Genomic DNA, 19210 nt, shown 5'->3' with positions numbered 1-19210 from the left:
TTAATGGTTGTTACGGACAGTCATGGGGTTGATCGTTCACGATCCGCATTGTTTCCTGGCGTCTTCAGGCAGTCCGGCCTCGGTGGAGGAAATGAACTGCGGCACGTCCTTGGTCAGGCCGTCGATCTCGGCGGACAACCGGTCGACCTGGCGTATTTTCGCGTCGTCAGGATTGACCTCGCTCGCTTCCTTCAGAGCATTGGTGAAGTTGCCGACCTGAATGTTGAAGTCCTGAACCTTGCCGTTGATGGTGGAAATCGCCGCTTTGAGCCTGGTGATCTGCTCTTCCAGATTTTTCACCGCACTCTGGTTTTCCGCGTGGCTCTGCTGCGCCGCTATCAGCTGGCGGCGATTGTTTTCGAGCTGGTTGCGAACGCCCTCAAGCGCCGCCCGGGCATTGTCCAGCCGCGGTTGTGCGATGCGGTATTCCCTCTCCGCGTCGTTCATCCAGCCGAACGCCTTGACCGCGGCGTCACCGGCCTGGCAAATTCCCGGCAGGAAGAAGAGGACGCCGCTGCATATCGTTACTCTCTTGGCCTGCTCGTCCCTTTCCCTACGGGCTTTTTCGAAGGTGGCCTGACGCGCCCTGACGTTCTCGCTCTCGGACTGAACCAGCTCCTCGTAGCCCTTCACGCTGGTTTCGGACTGCGCCACCTGCCGTTCCAGCTCGATCTGCAGGTACATGGCCTCTCCCAGCGCCCTCTCCCGTTCGGCGCTGAGCTGCTGTTGCGCCGTCAGATGTTCCATCAGGCACACGGATCGGCGGCCGAGCAGCTCCCGGCTTGCTTCCGCCTGTTCAAGTTTTGACTGGAAAGCCGCCACCTGCTCGGTGGTGAGGGCGGCCGCATTTGCAATGGCCGGCTGGCCCATGGACGGAATATCAAACTGCATCGCGATTGCCGCAAGGCCGGCAAAAATAACATGTCGAAGTTGCATCGCTTTATCCTCCTTCTGAGAATTGTGGTGAATGGACGTGCCTTGGCCCACCCGGCATTGCTGCCGGACGCGCCAGAAACTCGGTAGAAACATGCGGATGCCAGGCGGCTTCGGAATGCAGTTTTCGCCACTCCGTCAAGGCCGAAAAAACAACCATCAAAGATTGTGTTTTCGATTGCCCAACGAAAGATTTTATGTCCGAAGCCAAATAAAATTATGCAATAAAAACAGACGATAAAATTGTTATTATCGCCGCCCTCGCAAACCGTTCCAAAAGGGCACATATTTCAATGCGTCCTTTAACACTCAATTTATGAGAGTATTTTTTAATACCCTCAAGGAGAGCGGCGCGGGAGTGCAACAAATTGCACGCATCTCCCGAACCCGGAACATTTCAGCTGTCATGCGAGCCTGAACGGCCGCAGCCGGCGAACAAAATTCATATTTTGAAATTCGCCATAAAGTAGCGAAACTTAGAATTCCGTGAGAGAAAGGCATCTGGAAAAGCAGTTGCGCAGGATTCAAAATCGCTCCCGCAAGGAGACCCCGTTCGGCCGCAGCCGGACATGCTTCAGGAGAGGCTGACACCCCTTGCAAACCGGATCCTGAATGATGCCGCTTTTGACGACACTGCCATCCGTTTTTGCTCGCAGATATCGACGGTCTTCAAGCAGGAGCCGCGCCTCGTCCGCGCCATCGGTGATTTCGGCGCATTCGCAACGATACTGTGCGCCATCGCTCTGGCGTCGATCCATGGCGGCCAATTTACCCTGGCTGCGGTTCAGGCGATCGTCGTCCCCCGGGGCTGGGCCTCCAGCCGCAGGACACGGGCCTTGATCGACTGGCTGGAACTCGAAGGCGCCGCCCGGCGGCATCAACCCCGTGACGACAACCGCGAACGTCCGTGGTCGTTGTGTGGCTGGCTGATCATGGCGATCGAGACGCTCGCCGAGGCTTATCTTGCCGCAGCCGCGCCATGGGAGGCGCAACCGGTTATGGACAGGCCGGCGAAAGATGACATCGGCATCAACAGCCTTATCGATGGCGTCGGCTGGCTTTTGAAGCAACCGCAGGAGTTTATCCCGGCATCAATGGAAACCCTGATGTTCCTGGGCCATGCCCCCGGTTTTCCGCTGCTGCTGGATCTGCTGTCTGCGGCCAAAACCAGCAAATCCGATGCTTCAGATTGTGAGTTTTCCCGCAAGGCGGCGGCGCGCGCCTATGGGGTAAGCCGCGCCCAGGTCACCGCCCTATTGGCCAAGGCAGAACGTCTGACCATTCTGAAGAGGGACGGGTCCCGCATACTTCTAAGCGACAGGACATTGCAGAATGTGCAAAGGGATCTCGCCCATCAACTGGCATTTGTTGTCGTGTGGCTGGGGATTTTGAGAGCCTGACGGCATCAGCGGTTGCTCGCGACAATGGCGCCACTAGGAAAACCGACACCGCCGGGTTAGAAGAAGCGATACCGGATGCGTGACATGACCCTGCCAGAAAAGACCCCAGCCGTGGATGCCACAATCGAGGATCGCTCGCTCCTGATCCGCGAATCCCTGCGCAATGCCATCATCGACCGGCGGATCGCGCCGGGAACGAAGCTCCCGGAGGCGGAGGTCGGGGCGCTTTTCGACGTGAGCCGCACGGTGGCGCGCGCCGCTTTGCAGATTTTGGCCTTCGAGGGGCTGGTGAAGACCGAGCGTAACCGTGGGGCCTTCGTTTCCACGCCCTCGCCGGAAGAAGCGCGCCAGATTTTCGCCTCGCGCCGCCTGATCGAGCCGGGCATCATTGCGGCTGCGGTGGAGCACATCACGCCTGCGGATATTGTGCGGTTTCAGCATCACCTCGTCGAAGAGGCGCAATATATGAATGAACGTGGCCCGGCCGCGCGCCGGGCGGAAATAAAGGCCTCGGGCGATTTCCATCTCATGCTGGCGGCTCTATCAGGCAATGTCATCCTCCAGCGGTTTATGGATGAACTGGTCGCCCGCTCCTCGCTGGTCGTCGCCCTTTATGGCCGCTCGGGTATTTCGAGCTGCGGCCACAATGAACACCTTGCCATTCTCGAGCTTGTCGCAAAGGGCGATGCAAAAGGCGCTTCAGATCTTATGATCCATCACCTCGATCATATCGAGGCCGATCTCGATCTGCAGCCGAAGCAGGGTGTCAGCCTGAGAAACGCGCTGGCACCGCTCTCCTGATCGCTGGCGGATGGCCGGCAATGTCGGTTGCTCGGACACGAATGCGCTAGTTAGCCTTGAAGCGGTCGAAAGCTGTGAGGTGCTTGACCGGGGGATCGGCCTCCCAGCGGTAAATCTCGGTCCGCAGGAAATGCAGCTCCTCATCGAGCTTTTCTTCGGCTACTTCCACCCACCAGGCTTTCGGCCGGCCATCCGAACCATCCGACCAGCGGTAGCCGCGCTTTTTCAGATGATCCTTCATATCGAAGGGGCTGTTTTCCGCATAAATGCGGACCCTTGAGCGCTGGCTTGCCTGATGCAGTTCTGCGAAGGGGGCTTCGCCCTGCCCCGCACGCGCATGACCCAGCACCTCCAGAAGCGCAAAACAATCATCGACAGCGCGATGGCCGTCGTGGAAATAACCGGACTGTCCAATCAGATAGGCAAGCTTGCTGCCTTCAAAACCCCGCGCCCGCCAGTCGATCTCGGAAACCGAACAGGCCCATGCCTTCTCACGGAAAATCGGCGAGAAGGCCTCGCAGAACGGACGGTCAAAGCCGGCATTATGGGCGATGATCAGATCCGCCCGGGCAACAAGCGCGCTCAGGCGGTCCATGTCGATCACCTGTCCGGCGACCATCTCGTCGGTGATCCCGGTCAGGCGCGTGATCTCTTCCGGGATAGTGACGCCGGGCTGCCGCAGGCCGCCATAGACGCCGGTAACGTCGCCGATCGCGCCATGATCGTCGAATGTGAAGGCGATGACACCGATCTCGATGATTTCGTCGGTTCGATGATTGAGGCCCGTGGTTTCGGTATCAAGGATAATGCCCTGACGGGGGAACTCCGGCCGCGGTTTGTCAACGACGGTACGCGGCATGAGCCGGCGTGAAACACGGTAATTTCCCGTAGATTCAAGATATCCGGCAAGCGTCTCGTCATCCGCAACGTTCTTCTGTGCCGTTTCGCGACCGGCCGCTTTTCGCCCCCGTTCACCCTGGGGAAGCCGCGCCGCCGCGGAACCGAAAAAATCCAACTGGGAGCTCATTATGCGCCTGTCCGCCGTGTCCGGAAATCGTGATTTAAGTAGTCCAGCATATGTGCAGAGGCTCACGGTAACAACAGCGGTTGCTTTCATCCACAGAAACTGACCCACACAGGTTGCGGGTTGCACCTTCTCGTTGCGGTGTTAGAAGGGAAACACTGTTCCGTGTTCAAGGAGAGAAAACGAATGCCGATCCCATCGCTTTCCAACCCGAAAACGCTCGCTGACCAGAGCCGGTTGAAGCTGTTTCCGCTGCAAAGCGGCCCGCAATTCGCCAATGTGAACATTTCCACCGGAGCAAGCGGCATCGTCTTCACCGGTTATACGAGAGATGCGAGCGCCGATAACGACGCCTTTTCCTGCTGCGGCAGCTATACACTGCGCAACTCCGTCCACGCCGCCATTGCCGGCATGACCAGCGACAATTGCACGCTGTTTGCCCTGAAAAGCGTCATCAATCAGCGCCCCTGCCTCGCGGTCGGCGGTTTCGATGCGGAGGGAAAGCCCGTTCAGCTGTCGCAGACGGAATTCGAACAGGTCACCAGACCCCTCTTCAATTTCGCCGACAAGGTTTCGCCGATCCTTGGCAGCGAACCGGCCCCAGGCATTCAGGTGCGCAGCGGCGACGCCTCCTACAATTATCAGGTCGATGCCCGCAGCGGCCGCTTCCGCTTCACCTACAAGGACAGCATGAACGGCGGGCGTTTCGGACCTTCCGCCGACGGCAATGTGTCGCTTGAGCACGACGGACACCGACTTGCCAGAATAAGTGCGGGTGGCAGCTATAGCCAGTCGGACAATTCGATCAGCGGCTCGGCCTATCGCGACATCGATTCCCGTGGGTTCGACGCGACTGTCCGCAGCGGGCAGACGTCTGCCATGTTCGGAAGAACCTATACGGAAAACGCCATCACGCGCAAAATCGGCATTGGTTATGGCAATACCTCGTTGCGCCGCGAGGACACGCCCGGCGGAACGATCAAGGAAAGCCTCGAGCACAAGCTGGAAAAAGTCACCCTTGAAGTGTCCCGCACCCGAGACCGGGCGAAAGGCACCGAATATATGCTGACGATCAAGATGCAGCTGTAACACCTTCCCAGGCCGGGGCGGCTCGGACATGCACGGCCGCCGCGATCACGGCCGTGCCGGCTTTAACATGATTATTTTAGTTAAGTATTGAATTTGCGTCTGCCACGGGGTATCGCCTGAAGTTCAATCTCCAGGTCGGTCATGACGCAGCGCGACGACAAATTCCTTTCGGCATTCCTGAAAACCCAGTCGGATATCAAGCGATATCTGACGCGGATGACGGGTTCGCGCGAGGATGCCGAGGATCTTGCCCATGAGGCGTGGATCAAGCTGGCGAGAAACAGCTCGAATGCATCCGCAGCACCACTGCCTTATCTCAAGCGCATCGCCAGGTCGCTGGCAATTGATCACGGGCGGGGACGCAGGCACCGGGCCACGACCGAACAGATCGAGGACGCTCTTTCCATCCGCGACGAGCGCCCGGGTCCAGACCAGCAGGTGATCGACCGCGACCAGATTCGGCAGCTTATGCGGGTCATCGGTGAACTGCCGGATCGACAGAGAAGGATGCTGGTCGCGGCGCGGCTGGAATTTCATCCCTATGCCGAGATCGCGGCGGAGTTCCATGTCTCCACCCGCACGGTGGAGATGGAGATCAACCGCGCCCTCAACTACTGCATCGAGAAAATGGGACATGAGCGGCGCAGATAATTTTCGGATTTACCGTTTGTGATCGTTAGAGCTAATGAGGTTCATGTGAAATTCCGGCATCCAGACGGTTTTTTGATAGGGGTTGCGTGTTGAACGAAGGATCCGATGCGCTCAGAAGAATGGCCACGTCCTTTATCGTCAGGCTGTGCTCCGGCGCGGCCACGGTCGAGGATACGGAGGCGCTCCGCCACTGGCGCAGCCTCAGCGCCGATCACGAACGCGCCTTCATCGAGGCGTCGGCGCTCTGGCGCGATCTTGGCCCGGCCCTGCAAGCGCAGACGCAGACCCGCGTCAAAGCCACATCCAGACGATCCTTTCTGGTGGGCGGCAGCCTTGCCGCCGGCCTTGCCGGCATTGCCGTCGCGCTGCCGGAACTCGGTTACCTGCCCTCCATCGGCGCAATGCTCGCGGATTTTTCAACTGGTGTCGGCGAGCAGCAGAATGTCAGCCTCCCGGATGGATCGACCGCTTTTCTCGACGGCGGCTCCGCCCTGTCGCTGGAGCGCGGCGAACGGCAATTCGATCTCACGGCAGGTGCTGCAGTCTTCACCGTCCAGCAGGCGGCGAATATTCCTTTTGTGGTCAAAGCCGGCAATGGTCGTGTGCAGACCTCTGGCGGCACGTTCAGCGTCACCCATAATGCCAGTGGCGTAACCGTGGAATGCCTGTCCGGCCCGCTCAGCGTGCACTGTCTCGGCGATGCGCAGCTGCTTCCCGGAGAGGCAATCGTCTATTCGAACGCTGGCCTTGGGGAAAAATCGGCAATCGACCTCGAGACGGCATCGGCATGGCGTGAAGGCATGCTGGTCTTCAACAACCGTCCGCTGGAAGACATCGTCGCGAGCCTGAACCGCCACCGGCGCGGCAGGATCATCATTACCCGTCAAAGCCTGCGCTCCCTGCACGTCTCCGGCGTCTTTCAGCTCAACCGGCCGCAGGACATTATCGCCCACCTTGAAGAAACCCTGCATCTTCATGCGGTCGGCGCAGGCGGAATACTGCTGCTCGTCTGAACCGTTCAAACCGGAGACAGCCCTGGATTCCGGACGATCCGAAAAATATTACAAAAAAACTCCACAAATCTTTTCGGGTTCCTGCGCCTCGGTCGTCTTCCCTATCAGAGGCCGCAGCAAGGCGGCGAAATGGAAGGGAAGACGGGGATGACTTTATTGGCGACGGGACATAAATCCGGTGGTCGCGAACGGCGTTTGAGGCTTGCAGCATTCTGCGCATCACTGGCCTGCTCTGTATCCCTATATGTCCACACCCAGGCTGTTGCGCAGGAGCTGCGCCAGTTTTCCATTCCCGCCGGTTCTCTCGATGTAGCGCTGACGCGTTTTGGCGCCGCAAGCGGCATCCAGATTTTCTACGACGCATCCTTGACGAGAGGGCTCAAAACCTCCGGCGCAGCCGGCTCCCTGCCGCCGCGGGAAGCACTCGGCAGGCTGCTTGACGGCACCGGCCTCAGCTTCCGCTTCACTGCGCCGGATCGCGTAACGGTTTCCAACGCCTCACAGGCACCGGAGGCAACCTCTGCGGATGGCTCGCTCATTCTCGAAACAATCACCGTCACCGGCAAGACCGGACGATATGGCAGTCCGGACGCGCCATATGGCAACGATGCCCCGACCGCCTTCATTTCGGGCGAGGATATCGAGCGCTTCCGCGGCTCAAGCCCGGCCGACATGTTTCGTGGCACGGCCGGCGTGATGTCCGGCGAAGCGCGAAACGGCGCCGGTGCCATCGACGTCAATATTCGCGGCATGCAGGGAATGGGCCGCGTCGCCACGACGATCGACGGCGCGGAAAATTCCGTGACGGTCTATCAGGGTTATCAGGGCGTCTCGAACCGCACCTATGTCGATCCCGATTTCATCGCCGGCGTCGACATTACCAAGGGAGCCGATGCCGCGTCCTTCGGCAATGCCGGATCGGTGGCGATGCGAACGGTCGGGGCCGACGATATCGTCAAGCCGGGCGAGAAATGGGGGCTGAAGGTCAAGGGCGGCTTCGGCACCAATTCGTCCAGCCCGACGGAAGGGGCATTGAGCGGCTATAGCTACCAGTCTGGCGCAGGCACCGCGACCCCGTCCGCCGATGGCATGGACAGGCCAGCATTCCTCAAGCCGACGACCGGTTCCGGCAGCATCATCGGCGCTTACAAGGGCGAGGACATCGATGTCGTCGCCGGATATGCGCATCGCCGTCAGGGCAATTATCACGCCGGCAGCCATGGTCCTGTCGCGTCCCCGAAAAACATCGGCGACACGAAATATTGGGGCGGCACTCTGCCCAACACGATGATCAATGAAGGTCTGGCCAATTATCGCGGCGGCGAGGAAGTCCTCAATACCGAGCTGGAAACACAATCGCTTCTGGCGAAGGTCACGGCGCGTCTATCAGACGACCAGACATTCCAGATCGGTTACATGGGATACAGAAGCGAGGCCGGCGACAGGCTTGCCTCGCGGCTGACCTCGAATACCGGACAGGCGCAGCAGCAGGAACAGACCGTCAGCACCAGCCTCGACACATTTACCGCCAGATACAACTGGAACCCCGAAGACAATGACCTCATCGACTTCAAGTCGAATTTCTATTTCAACCATCTCGAAGTCCGCAACCCCGTGCGCGGCGGGCGTGGCCTGACGCCGGAGAAGATCGGCCTGCCATCAGGCTTCCGGGTCGGCACCGATACCAATATGTGGGGAGCGGAGACTACCAATCGCTCGCAATTCAGCCTGGATTACGGCGATTTCGACCTGAATTACGGATTTTCCTACCGCGCCGAAGACACAAAAGGCAGCGACCACACCGCCGTACTGGAGGGCTGGCTGACACCGCGCGACGCCATCCGCCATGAAGGTGCAGCCTTTGCCAAGGCAGCTTACAAGCCGGTGGACCGGCTCACCCTTAATGGGGGCCTGCGATACTCCCATTATTGGGTCGAAGACCGATTTGATCCCTATGAGCGTTATCAGGCGCGCGACAAGCCGGTTGGCCTGAAAGTGGATGACGGCGGTTTCAGCCCGTCTGCCGGAGTGACGCTGGAACCGTTCGACAACACCCAGTTCTACGTCAACTATTCGAATACGCTGCGCTCGCCATCCATCATTGAATCCGTCTCGGCCTTCAACAGTGTTATCGCAAATTCGGGTGTCCTGCCGGAACGCTCCAGCAACTGGGAAATCGGCACCAACATCATTCGCGACGGCATCTTCTCCGACGATGACACCGCCATGATCAAGTTCGGTTATTTCAACTGGGATGTGAAGAATTACATCTCGCGCACCGTCGTGACCGAACCGCAGCTGACGCTGAATATCGGCAATATTCCGCGCGCCAAATTTTCCGGTCTCGAACTTTCCGGCCGTTACACCAATGGCGGATTTTCGGCCGATCTTTCTGCCAACTACTTCCTGAATGTCGAATATTGCCGCACGACGCAGACCTGCGATAGCAAGTCTCTCTATGGCGACTATGCGACGAACCATGTTCAGCCGGAATATACGGTCGACCTGACGCTTTCGCAGAAATTCCTCGAGGACCGGCTGACGGTCGGCGGCCGCATCTCCTATGTCGGCCCGCGCGCCATCGGTCACGGCGACGTCACCGCGCAGGGCGCGTCGGAATTCATCGCACTTGTCGACTGGGAGCCCTATACGCTGGTCGATCTGTTTACCGAATACAAGATCAACGACAACATGACGGCGAGCCTGCGGGTGGAGAACCTGTTCGACCGTTTTTATGTCGATCCGCTCGGCCTCGTCACGCAGCCCGGTCCCGGCCGCACCATCTATGCCAGCCTTACCGCGACGATCGGCGGCGGCGAGGCCCTGCCCGGCCTTTCGCCCTTCAGCAGTCCGACGGACGCATCCTTCGTGCGTGACTGGACCGGCTTCCATGTGGGTGCCCATGCCGGCGGTGATTTCCTGAATTTTGCGGGAAATACGACCTCGCTGGATGGCACATTCAACGGCGCGGCCGCACGGGAATCCGCTGATTTCAACCTGCGGGGCGGCGCGTTCGGATTACAGGCCGGTTATGACCGGCAGCTGGAAAACGGCGTCGTCGTCGGCTTCGAGGCCGATTACACCAAGACCTATCTTCGTGGCATCGAAAAGTTCGGTTCCACCGATCCGGTGCTGGCGAAGAGCGGCCACCTGGACGCAACGACCAGCTACGATATCGACTGGACGGCCGGCCTGCGGGCGAAGCTCGGTTACGCCGTGAATGACAGGCTGCTCGTTTACTCCACTGCCGGTCTGGCGCTGGCGAAAGAAACCCAGTGGCGCGACCAGTATATTTCAGACGGCGCGAGCGCGACCAATCCTCTCGGCTCTGAAACGACGGCATTCTTCGTGGAGAAGGCTTCCGGAACACGCGCCGGCTTCACCGTCGGCCTCGGTGCGGAATATGCGTTGAACGACAATTGGTCGATCCGTGCGGATTACAGCTACAGCCATTTCCGCGCCAAATCGTTCAAGTTCAAAAACGCCCGCGCCGGCACCGGCAAAGATTATCGCACCAGTGAGCAGACGGGCACCGAGATGGTCGATCCTGGCTTGAAGAATGATCCGAACATGGCCTGGCTTTGCGATTCCATGCCGGAAATCTGCGAGCCCTATGAATCACCGATCTACGAATATGTGGACCATGTCGGGACATCCGGAATTGTAAACGGTCGCAATGCCTCGAACTCGTTGAACCTGCATGCCATCAAGGTCGGGTTGAACTATCGCTTCTGAGGAACCTCTCCTCAAACTTTCGAGCCGTGCGCCTGCCTGCCGCGCGGCTCGTGTCTCACAGAAACATAAGGTCGCTCACGAAACCGGACGATTGAGAATGGTTTCGCAACTCGCCGGATTGCCGATGATCTCGCTGGTCTTGATGATGGAGCCGGCATCCGCCGTGATCTTGATGATGCAATCGCGGCGGTGTTCCTTGATTTTCATACCCTCGGTCTGCGTCATCTGGGTCTGTCCATCCACGGACTTGTATTCACGCCGGTTGCTCAGCCCGGCATAGGTCTCCACGTCAACCTTCAGCCAGTAGGATTCGGTTGCGCCCTTTTCGATTACCACCTTGTTGGGGCGACCAAGCCTGGCAATGGCCGCGTCCCGCGGCTGCCCCACGAAGGCTGCGACCGTGCGGGAAATATCGGTTTCTCCGGTTGAGGTGCAGGCGGTGACAATCATCAGCGCAGCCGCCAGACATCCGGTTTCAATCCATCTCATTTTCAATCGTCCCCTCGCAAAATATCGCCAGCCGCATAGCTTGCCTACTGCCGCTGCGGCGCAAATCTAAGGTCAATGATTTTATGCTGAAAGGAGGGCGGACCGAAATCCCGATCAACTTGTTATGATCGACGGGCGTCAAGCTTCTTTATCTGTTGCGGAACACGGTGCAGGGGACGCCGGCCTGCCGGATCTCTCCGCAGAGCCTGTTGGCTTCGGCGCGGGTCTCACGGCCGATGCGGGCGGCATAACGCGGGCGCGAGCCGAAATTCCCGCCTCTTTGCCTGATGATGAGGGCACGTTCCGCATTGAGGGGTTCCGACAATCCGCCAATCGCGCGGGTAAACAGCCGGTTCGCCACCGCCGGATTGTAATGCGCCGCAAGCTGCACACCCCAGGGCGCCCAGTCGGCCGAGGAGATGAGAACGGGATCGTTCATGGTGCGGGTGTCGGCCAGACGCAGGCAGGCGTCGAGGAAGGAGCGGCCGTCATCCAGCGCCGGGGCGGCCTTTTCCGGCGGGTTGTCTTTCCAGTTCTCGACAGGATATCCGGTGATGGCAAACACGTAATCGCGGGTTTCCATCGGCAGGCGGCCGGTGGCGATGAATGTCCGCAACCCCGCCTCACCGGCATTATAGGCCGCGGCGGCAAGACCGAAATTGCCGAATTGACCATTCAACTCGGAGAGATAACGCGACGACGCCTCAAGCGCGGCAATGATGTTGAAACTGTCCTCGAGACCACGCAGCCTTGCCGTTCCGGGCATGAACTGCGCAATACCCTCGGCCCCTTTCGGGCTGACCGCATCGGCGCGGAACAGGCTTTCGCGCCAGATGAGCCGGGCGAAATAATCCGGCGGCACGGCGTAACGTCCGGCCAAAACCTCGATGGCATGACACAGATCGCTATTGTAGCTGCCCACCCGAATGCACAGTTCCGGCGCAACGGCATGGCTATAGGCACAGGCGTTTTTCCCCGCTGCCGGCTCTTCAGCCCGGGCGGCACCGCCGGCTGTCACCAGCAGGCAGAAGACGAGAACGACACGGCCTGTCCATATCCCTGCCCATATACGTGCCAAGCAAACGACCCCACACTTTCAGACGCAAAGCACCGATTATCGGGCGATCGCGAAAATATGCCCCGACCTTCGGTCCTGTTCAATGGTCGTTTCGGTTTCGCGCTGCAGATGCGCATCCGCGCTATCAAAAGGCTCGGCGTAAAACATGCAGCCGACCCGATTGCCGGGCCGGCTGGACGTGTCATTTACCCGCTCTGGCGAGAAGCCGTCTAGAACTCCTGCCATTCATCGTGATTGAGGGCAACCGCAGCAGAACCACGCGCCGCAACGGGCCGGGATACCGGGCGGCGCGGTTGAGCCGGTGCCGGCCGCACCTCCGGGCTGCTACGCAGGGAGGATGCCGAACGCGGCGCCTCATCGAACCTGAATTGCCCCAGAAGCTCGAACAAGGCCGTTGCTTCCCGCGCAAGGCTGTGGCTGGCGGCAGTCTGCTCCTCCACCATCGCAGCGTTCTGCTGCGTGCCCTGATCGACGGTATTGACCGCCTGATTGATTTCGGCAAGTGCGGTGGACTGTTCACGGGCGGCTTCGACAATCGCCACGACATTGCTGTTGATATCACGAACCTGCGCCGCGATTTCCTGCAGCGCCGATCCCGCTTTGGTAACCAGACCGACGCCGTTTTCCACCTGCGAGCCGGACGCGTTGATCAGGCTCTTGATTTCCTTCGCGGCCGTTGCCGAGCGTTGCGCCAGTTCGCGCACTTCCTGCGCGACGACTGCAAAACCCTTGCCCGCTTCACCTGCACGCGCCGCTTCCACGCCGGCATTCAGCGCCAGCAGATTGGTCTGGAAGGCGATCTCATCGATCACGCCGATAATATTGGAAATCTCGCGTGATGATTTTTCGATCTGATCCATGGCGCCGATCGCATCGCGCACCACCTGGCCCGAATGTTCGGCATGGTCGCGGGCCCGGGCGACGATCGTGCCGGCTTCCTCGGCCCGGCGGCTGGAATCGTTGACGGCGGTGGTGATCTCCTCCAGCGCCGCGGCAGTCTCCTCGATAGAGGCGGCCTGCTGTTCCGTGCGTTTGGCAAGATCATCGGCGGCGGAGCGTATCTCGTTGGAGCCCGAGGAAATCGCGCCGGCATTTTCAGATACCAGCGTCATCGCTCTCTTCAGCTTTTCCGAGGCTGCGTTGAAATCCGTCCGCAATCTCTCAAGCGAGGGGATGAATGGCTTGTCGATGCTCTGCGACAGATCGCCATCAGCCAGGTCTGTAAGACACTGGGCGAGCTTTTCGACATTTTCGACACGACCGGTCACGTCGGTCGCAAATTTGACGACCTTGAACACCTTGCCGTTCAGATCGAAGATCGGATTATAGGAGGCCTGAATGAAGACCTTGCGGCCCCCCTTGCCGAGCCGCATGAATTCATCCGCCACGAGATCACCGCCGCCGAGCCTTTCCCAGAACTGCTTATACTGCGTCGACTGCGTATAGGCCAGTTCGCAGAACATCGAATGATGCCTGCCCTGCACTTCCGCCAGCGAATAACCCAGCGCCGCCAGAAAATTCTCGTTGGCCGTCAGGACATCGCCATCAGGTGAAAATTCGATGATGGCCTGCGCCCGCGACAGGGCGTCGATCTTGCCCGCATCTTCCGCCGCCTTCAGCTTGCGCCCGGTGATATCGGTAGCGATCTTGATCACCTTCACCGGCTTGCCGCGGCGAAACACCGGATTATAGGAGGCCTCGATCCAGACTTCCCGGCCGCCCTTGCCGAGGCGCTTATATTGCTGCTGGTCGAACTGACCGGCGGAAAGCTTTGCCCAGAAGATCTTGTAGTCCTGCGAAGACACAAGCGCGGGCTCAACGAACATGCTGTGATGCCTGCCGACGATTTCCGCAAGCTCATAACCGAGCGCGCGACAGAAATTCTCGTTGGCGGTAAGAATTTTCCCGGAAAGGTCAAATTCTATGATGGCCTGGGATTTAGAAAGCGCGGCAAGAACCGCGAAAGCATTGGCACCACGATCAAGAAAACTCACGCGCGATCCTCCGATAGCAGATAAATGATTCTCTATTAAAATCATTCAATAATATTACTGTTACAATATTAAATAATATTTAAGAATAAGGTTTATGCTCCATCACGCAGACTACAAAATTCATGCCGAATTTAAACTCTCCACCGTTTCTTTCCTTAGCCGCATCCGCTCACACCAAGGCCATGAGACCGTTGTAACAAGGACGTATTATTGCTGTTTATACTCTGCGCATCAGACGAATCGGATATGGCTGTCCTTCGCCGATACGTTGCGGCTTGCCACTTTTTTCGGGAGAACCCATGATTGACGTTGCAACCGCGCTCGCCGTATGGGCCTATATTGCCGGATTTCTATTTTTGACGGCGCGGCTGGCGAAGCAGACGGGAGAACCGATCTGGCTTTTCGCAAAAGGCCGTGAGCGACAGGCTGTTCCCGCCATGCTCTTTCGCCTCGCTTTTCTCCTTGGCGCTCTGCTGCCGCTCATCACCCTGTGGCTGGAGCCGCAAAATCCGGTCTGGCTTCTGAACCGCAGCGATCTTGGCGCCGCAATCCGGATTGGCGGCATGGTAATGGTGCTGGCCGGCGGCCTCATCGCGCTTTATGCGCAGAACCATATGGGCAGGTCATGGCGCATCGGCGCGGCCGAGGGTCATCTTGGCGCAATCGTCGATACCGGTCCTTTCGGCCGTTCCAGAAATCCGGTCTTTGTCGGTCAGATCGTGTTGTTTGCCGGGCTGGTGCTGGTGTTTCCATCGCCTCTACAGCTTGTTGTCGCCATCGCTCTTGTCATCGCCGTGTCGCTGCAGGTGACTATTGAAGAACGTGTGCTGACGAAAGAGCTTGGTCCGGCATATGAGGCCTATCGACGCCGGGTGCGGCGCTGGCTTTGACGATAGTCAAACCGGAGCCGTGGCGCGGCCTTCAGCTTTTTCGGAACATTCATCCGCCGCAGGCATTTTATGCCGAATGGGGGGCCGGCCATGGGCCGGCAAATTTCCTTGCCTGTTCAGGCAAGATGACGAGTTCCAACCTGGAGGAGCAAGCAGATGAAAAAGAACACGATCTGTATCTGGTACGACAAGGACGCCGAGGCCGCCGCCAGATTTTACGCCGACACCTTTCCCGACAGCGCGGTCACCGCCGTTCACCACGCGCCGAGCGATTACCCCTCCGGCAAGAAGGGCGATGTGCTGACGGTGCAGTTCACCGTGGCCGGCGTTTCCTGCATCGGGCTTAACGGTGGATCGGCCTTCAAACAAAGCGAGGCTTTCTCGTTCCAGATATCGACCGAAGATCAGGAAGAAACCGATCGCTACTGGAACGCCATCGTCGGCAATGGCGGTGAGGAAAGCGCCTGCGGCTGGTGCAAGGACAAATGGGGCGTCTCCTGGCAGATCACCCCGCGCGTGCTGATGGACGCCATGGCCGCTGGCGGCGCGGAGGCCAAACGTGCCTTCGAGGCGATGATGGACATGAAGAAAATCGACGTCGCCGCCATCGAAGCCGCACGCCGCGGTTGATGCTGCCGCACTATTCAGCAGTAAGTAGCGAAATTAACGGGAACCCGGAAACACCCGAAAAATAAGGGAAAATCCGATTTCTCGGAATTAATCGCCTTTCCCCGCCGCGCAGATCGTCCTGCGCGGCAAGTCATCATAAAACGTTCAACAAAGTGTAAGCGATCCGTCAAAGACGGCTGTTAGCAGAGCCCGTGGCTTCGTGCTGGGAACATGATGTTCTTGCCGATCATGCCATCATCCATCAACGGGGCTCAACTCATGAAATCTTCCGCTCTGACCTCTTTCGTGGCCGGCGTCGCCATTGCTGCCGCCTTCGGCGCCACGGCTGCCCACGCAGAAAAGACCAAGTTCGAATTCTGGTACGGCCTTTCCGGCGATCTTGGCGATCGCGTTCAGGAAACCTGCAAGAAGTTCAACGATTCGCAGGCTGAATTCGAAATCGTCTGCACCTCGCAGAACGATTACGACGCCACGCTGCAGAACACCATTGCCGCCTATCGCGCCAAGAAGCAGCCCGCCATCACCCAGATCTACGATGCCGGCACGCTGGACATGATGCTGTCCAAGGCTTTCGTTCCCGCCAAGAAACTGATGGCCGACAACGGCTACAAGATCGACTGGGACAATTATTTCCCCGGCATCGCCAACTATTATGCCACCGCTGCGGGCGAGCTGAACTCGTTCCCGTATAACTCCTCGACCGCGATGTTCTATTACAACATCGACGCTTTCGAAAAAGCCGGCATCACCTTCAAGCCGGACACCTGGGAACAGGTTCAGGAAGCCGCTACGAAGCTCAAGGCCGCCGGCTTTGAATGCCCGCTGGCCTTCAACTTCGACACCTGGATGCTGATGGAGCAGTTCTCCGCCATCCATAACCAGCCGATCGCCACCAAGGGCAACGGTTACCAGGGCCTCGACGCCGAACTGACGATCAACAAGACGAAGTTCGTCGATCACGTCAAGTTCTTCAAGAAGATGCAGGACGAGAAGCTGTTCGTCGTCAAGACCAAGCAGCTCGGCATGGACATCCTGCCGGCCTTCACCTCGCAGACCTGCCAGATGTTCATGACCTCGATCGCCAATCACGGCACCGTCGCCAAGACCATGCCGGAAGGCGTGAAGTGGGACGTTGCCATGCTGCCGGTCTGGAAGGGCACCGAACGTCATAACTCGCTGGTCGGCGGCGCGTCGCTATGGGTCATGGCCGGTCGTCCGGATGCCGAATACAAGGGTGCAGCCGCATTCCTGAACTTCATCGCCCAGCCGGAGATGGTTCAGTGGTGGTCGACCGTCACGGGCTACATCCCGGTCACCAAGACCGGCTTCGACGCCATGAAGGCCAATGGTTTCTACGACAAGGCTCCCTATAAGGGCCGTGAAAAGGCCATCGAAAGCCTGACGTTTACGCCGCCTTCGGAATATACCCGTGGTATCCGCCTTGGCGGTTTCACGCAGATCCGCAAGGAAGTCGCCACCTCGCTCGAAGCCATCTTCATGCAGAATGCCGATGTTCAGGCTGAACTCGACAAGGCCGTCGAGCGCTCGAACGCCGGCCTGCGCCGCTTCGAAAAGACTTATGCCGGCGCCAAGCTGAACTAAGTTCCGTAAATTTTCGAAGGACTTGCCCGCAGAGTCTCAAGCTTTAGGGCAAGTCCACCCATCTCTCCAGTATTGCCGGTTTTTTTATGGAAAAGCGCGCCGTCTTCAAAAGCACGTGGTTGCCCGTGCTATTCGCCCTGCCACAGCTTCTGCTGATCTTCCTGTTCTTCTATTGGCCCGTGGCGGCGGTCATCAACTGGGCCTTCACGCTCGAACCACCTTTCGGCGGCGCTGCGGAATTTGTCGGTCTCGCCAATTTCGAGGAGACCTTTCTCGATCCGCTTTATTGGCATTCGGTGCTCGTCAGCATGGTCTTCGCCATTGCCGGCCCATTCTTCACCATTCTCATCGGCCTCGTTCTGGCGCTTTGCGTCGATCGTGCGCTTCCCGGCTCCAGTTTCTTCCGGGTGCTTTATATCCTGCCCTTCGCCATCGCCGGCCCCGCCGCGGGCATGGCCTTCCGCTTCATCCTGTCGCCGGAACGCGGCCTTGCCGCCTCCCTCAACGCCTGGTGGCCGGATATCTGGAACCCGGCCAAATACGGCGAGCACGCGCTGATCCTCGTCATCGCCATCTTTGTCTGGAAATGGGCGGGTTATACCTTCATCTTCGTGCTCGCCGGCCTGCAATCGGTGCCGCGCTCCTTGACGGAAGCCGCCGCCATGGACGGTTCCGGCCCCATTCGCCGCGCCATCGACATTCAGGTGCCGCTGCTTGCCCCCACTTTGTTCTTCCTGACCGTCATCATGATGACCGAAGGCTTCGTCGGGGCCGATACGTTCGGCATCGTCGCCTCCACCACAGAAGGCGGCCCCAACCGCGCCACCGAAGTGATGGTCTACCGCATCGTCAGCGAAGCCTTCGAGGGGCTGAACTATTCCGGCGCCTCGGCGCAGAGCCTCGTCCTCATCGGTCTCATCATGATTTTCACCTTCGTCCAGTTCCGCTTCGTCGAGCGGCAAGTCCATTACAAGTGAGGCGGAGATGATCCAGCGCACACCCTATGCCGACGCCCTGACCTACACGATCATGGTGGTAGGTTTTTTCCTGCTCATCGGCCCGTTCATCGTCGTCATTTCCGGCGCCAGCCAGACGATCCAGCAGGTCAATAGCGTACCGTTCAACTTCATGCCGCAAGGCGAATTTTTCACCAATGCCGAGGCCGCCTGGAAACGCGCCAATCTCGGCAACGCCCTTTTGAACAGCATGATCATGGCGACGCTGGTCACGATCGGCAAGGTAGCCCTTTCGGCCTGCACAGCCTTTGCCATCGTGTTCTTCCGCTCGCCGCTCAAACATCTGTTCTTCTGGACGGTGTTCATCACCCTGATGTTGCCGCTCGAAGTGCGCGTCGTGCCGACCTATTCGGTGGCCGCCGATCTTTTCCAGCCGTTCCGCGCCATTCTGGGGCTGTTCGGCATTGAGGTGACGGTTGAGTGGAACCTGCTGAACTCGTATGCCGGCCTCACCTTGCCGCTGGTCGCCACGGCCACCGGCACCTTCCTCTACCGGCAATTCTTCATGACGGTCCCTGACGAACTGGCCGAAGCCGCCCGCATGGACGGTTCAGGCGCCGTGCGCTTCTTTGTCGACATGCTGCTGCCGCTGTCGCGCACCAACATGCTGGCGCTCACAACAATCATGTTCGTTTATGCCTGGAACCAGTATCTGTGGCCGCTGCTGATGGTCACCGATCCCTCCTACAAGACGGTGATGATGTCGCTACGCGCGCTGTTGCCGGCCGAAGACGGCACGCCGGACTGGAACGTCACGCTCGCCGGTTCCCTTATCATCATCACCCCGCCGCTTCTCGTCGTGGCCTTCCTGCAACGCTGGTTCGTCCGCGGCCTCGTCTCGTCCGACAAGTGACGGCACGGCGCG

At 59.0% G+C, this 19210-nt stretch carries 17 protein-coding genes; 12 read left to right on the top strand and 5 right to left on the bottom strand.

Annotated features, from left to right (window positions below):
* Positions 1–36: 36 nt before the first annotated feature.
* A complete protein-coding gene (locus JZX89_RS23440; protein ID WP_153516727.1) occupies positions 37–936 on the bottom strand; it encodes an HlyD family secretion protein in 900 nt (299 codons plus the stop codon).
* 566 nt (positions 937–1502) lie between these two features.
* Here JZX89_RS23440 and JZX89_RS23435 point away from each other — a divergent pair.
* A complete protein-coding gene (locus JZX89_RS23435) occupies positions 1503–2333 on the top strand; it encodes a hypothetical protein (protein ID WP_207135475.1) in 831 nt (276 codons plus the stop codon).
* An 84-nt stretch (positions 2334–2417) separates the two neighbouring features.
* Entirely contained in the window at positions 2418–3134 is a 717-nt protein-coding gene (locus JZX89_RS23430) for a GntR family transcriptional regulator (protein WP_207135474.1), read from the top strand.
* Positions 3135–3180: 46 nt separating this feature from the next.
* Here JZX89_RS23430 and JZX89_RS23425 read toward each other — a convergent pair whose 3' ends face one another.
* On the bottom strand, positions 3181–4161 hold the full coding sequence (locus JZX89_RS23425) for a 3'-5' exonuclease (protein ID WP_207135473.1): 981 nt from the start codon (positions 4159–4161) through the stop codon (positions 3181–3183).
* A gap of 183 nt (positions 4162–4344) precedes the next feature.
* On the opposite strand from JZX89_RS23425, the gene JZX89_RS23420 reads away from it, so the two are divergent.
* From JZX89_RS23420 to JZX89_RS23405, 4 genes are all read left to right on the top strand, one after another.
* On the top strand, positions 4345–5247 hold the full coding sequence (locus JZX89_RS23420; RefSeq protein WP_207135472.1) for a hypothetical protein: 903 nt from the start codon (positions 4345–4347) through the stop codon (positions 5245–5247).
* A 141-nt stretch (positions 5248–5388) separates the two neighbouring features.
* A complete protein-coding gene (locus JZX89_RS23415; protein ID WP_207135471.1) occupies positions 5389–5898 on the top strand; it encodes an RNA polymerase sigma factor in 510 nt (169 codons plus the stop codon).
* Positions 5899–5984: 86 nt separating this feature from the next.
* Positions 5985–6911, top strand: a complete 927-nt coding sequence (locus tag JZX89_RS23410) for a FecR family protein (RefSeq protein WP_207135470.1) — start codon at positions 5985–5987, stop codon at positions 6909–6911.
* A gap of 147 nt (positions 6912–7058) precedes the next feature.
* Entirely contained in the window at positions 7059–10646 is a 3588-nt protein-coding gene (locus JZX89_RS23405) for a TonB-dependent receptor domain-containing protein (RefSeq protein WP_246746786.1), read from the top strand.
* A gap of 75 nt (positions 10647–10721) precedes the next feature.
* Here JZX89_RS23405 and JZX89_RS23400 read toward each other — a convergent pair whose 3' ends face one another.
* Entirely contained in the window at positions 10722–11135 is a 414-nt protein-coding gene (locus JZX89_RS23400) for a hypothetical protein (protein ID WP_207135469.1), read from the bottom strand.
* A 148-nt stretch (positions 11136–11283) separates the two neighbouring features.
* Positions 11284–12192 carry a lytic transglycosylase domain-containing protein gene (locus JZX89_RS23395; protein ID WP_369809600.1) on the bottom strand — a complete coding sequence of 303 codons (909 nt, stop codon included), beginning with the start codon at positions 12190–12192 and terminating at the stop codon, positions 11284–11286.
* A 78-nt stretch (positions 12193–12270) separates the two neighbouring features.
* Here JZX89_RS23395 and JZX89_RS23390 point away from each other — a divergent pair, with 78 nt between their 5' ends.
* Positions 12271–12426, top strand: coding sequence for a hypothetical protein (locus tag JZX89_RS23390; RefSeq protein WP_207135468.1), 156 nt, complete (start codon positions 12271–12273; stop codon positions 12424–12426).
* Here JZX89_RS23390 and JZX89_RS23385 read toward each other — a convergent pair.
* Positions 12423–14207 carry a methyl-accepting chemotaxis protein gene (locus JZX89_RS23385; protein ID WP_207135467.1) on the bottom strand — a complete coding sequence of 595 codons (1785 nt, stop codon included), beginning with the start codon at positions 14205–14207 and terminating at the stop codon, positions 12423–12425. The two genes, JZX89_RS23390 and JZX89_RS23385, sit on opposite strands and share 4 nt — an antisense overlap.
* 299 nt (positions 14208–14506) lie before the next feature.
* On the opposite strand from JZX89_RS23385, the gene JZX89_RS23380 reads away from it, so the two are divergent.
* The 5 genes from JZX89_RS23380 (at position 14507) to JZX89_RS23360 (ending at position 19198) form a co-directional block, all read left to right on the top strand.
* Positions 14507–15097: a methyltransferase family protein gene (locus tag JZX89_RS23380; protein ID WP_207135466.1), complete on the top strand. Its 591-nt coding sequence runs from the start codon at positions 14507–14509 to the stop codon at positions 15095–15097.
* A gap of 156 nt (positions 15098–15253) precedes the next feature.
* Positions 15254–15727 carry a VOC family protein gene (locus tag JZX89_RS23375; protein WP_207135465.1) on the top strand — a complete coding sequence of 158 codons (474 nt, stop codon included), beginning with the start codon at positions 15254–15256 and terminating at the stop codon, positions 15725–15727.
* 258 nt (positions 15728–15985) lie between these two features.
* Complete coding sequence (locus JZX89_RS23370; RefSeq protein ID WP_046800504.1) at positions 15986–17329, top strand: extracellular solute-binding protein; 1344 nt, start codon at positions 15986–15988, stop codon at positions 17327–17329.
* Positions 17330–17415: 86 nt separating this feature from the next.
* Positions 17416–18306: a carbohydrate ABC transporter permease gene (locus JZX89_RS23365; RefSeq protein ID WP_149901428.1), complete on the top strand. Its 891-nt coding sequence runs from the start codon at positions 17416–17418 to the stop codon at positions 18304–18306.
* A gap of 7 nt (positions 18307–18313) precedes the next feature.
* A complete protein-coding gene (locus JZX89_RS23360) occupies positions 18314–19198 on the top strand; it encodes an ABC transporter permease subunit (RefSeq protein ID WP_207135464.1) in 885 nt (294 codons plus the stop codon).
* Positions 19199–19210 lie beyond the last annotated feature (12 nt).

This window comes from Agrobacterium burrii, from assembly GCF_017313405.1.
In the GTDB taxonomy this organism is placed as follows: domain Bacteria; phylum Pseudomonadota; class Alphaproteobacteria; order Rhizobiales; family Rhizobiaceae; genus Agrobacterium; species Agrobacterium burrii.
This window is presented reverse-complemented; position numbering and strand designations above follow the sequence as displayed.

Coding starts and splice junctions, on each gene's coding strand:
- JZX89_RS23440 (WP_153516727.1), bottom strand. CDS start 936: ATGCAACTTCGACATGTTATTTTTGCCGGCCTTGCGGCAATCGCGATG.
- JZX89_RS23435 (WP_207135475.1), top strand. CDS start 1,503: ATGCTTCAGGAGAGGCTGACACCCCTTGCAAACCGGATCCTGAATGAT.
- JZX89_RS23430 (WP_207135474.1), top strand. CDS start 2,418: ATGACCCTGCCAGAAAAGACCCCAGCCGTGGATGCCACAATCGAGGAT.
- JZX89_RS23425 (WP_207135473.1), bottom strand. CDS start 4,161: ATGAGCTCCCAGTTGGATTTTTTCGGTTCCGCGGCGGCGCGGCTTCCC.
- JZX89_RS23420 (WP_207135472.1), top strand. CDS start 4,345: ATGCCGATCCCATCGCTTTCCAACCCGAAAACGCTCGCTGACCAGAGC.
- JZX89_RS23415 (WP_207135471.1), top strand. CDS start 5,389: ATGACGCAGCGCGACGACAAATTCCTTTCGGCATTCCTGAAAACCCAG.
- JZX89_RS23405 (WP_246746786.1), top strand. CDS start 7,059: ATGACTTTATTGGCGACGGGACATAAATCCGGTGGTCGCGAACGGCGT.
- JZX89_RS23400 (WP_207135469.1), bottom strand. CDS start 11,135: ATGAGATGGATTGAAACCGGATGTCTGGCGGCTGCGCTGATGATTGTC.
- JZX89_RS23390 (WP_207135468.1), top strand. CDS start 12,271: ATGCCCCGACCTTCGGTCCTGTTCAATGGTCGTTTCGGTTTCGCGCTG.
- JZX89_RS23380 (WP_207135466.1), top strand. CDS start 14,507: ATGATTGACGTTGCAACCGCGCTCGCCGTATGGGCCTATATTGCCGGA.
- JZX89_RS23375 (WP_207135465.1), top strand. CDS start 15,254: ATGAAAAAGAACACGATCTGTATCTGGTACGACAAGGACGCCGAGGCC.
- JZX89_RS23370 (WP_046800504.1), top strand. CDS start 15,986: ATGAAATCTTCCGCTCTGACCTCTTTCGTGGCCGGCGTCGCCATTGCT.
- JZX89_RS23365 (WP_149901428.1), top strand. CDS start 17,416: ATGGAAAAGCGCGCCGTCTTCAAAAGCACGTGGTTGCCCGTGCTATTC.
- JZX89_RS23360 (WP_207135464.1), top strand. CDS start 18,314: ATGATCCAGCGCACACCCTATGCCGACGCCCTGACCTACACGATCATG.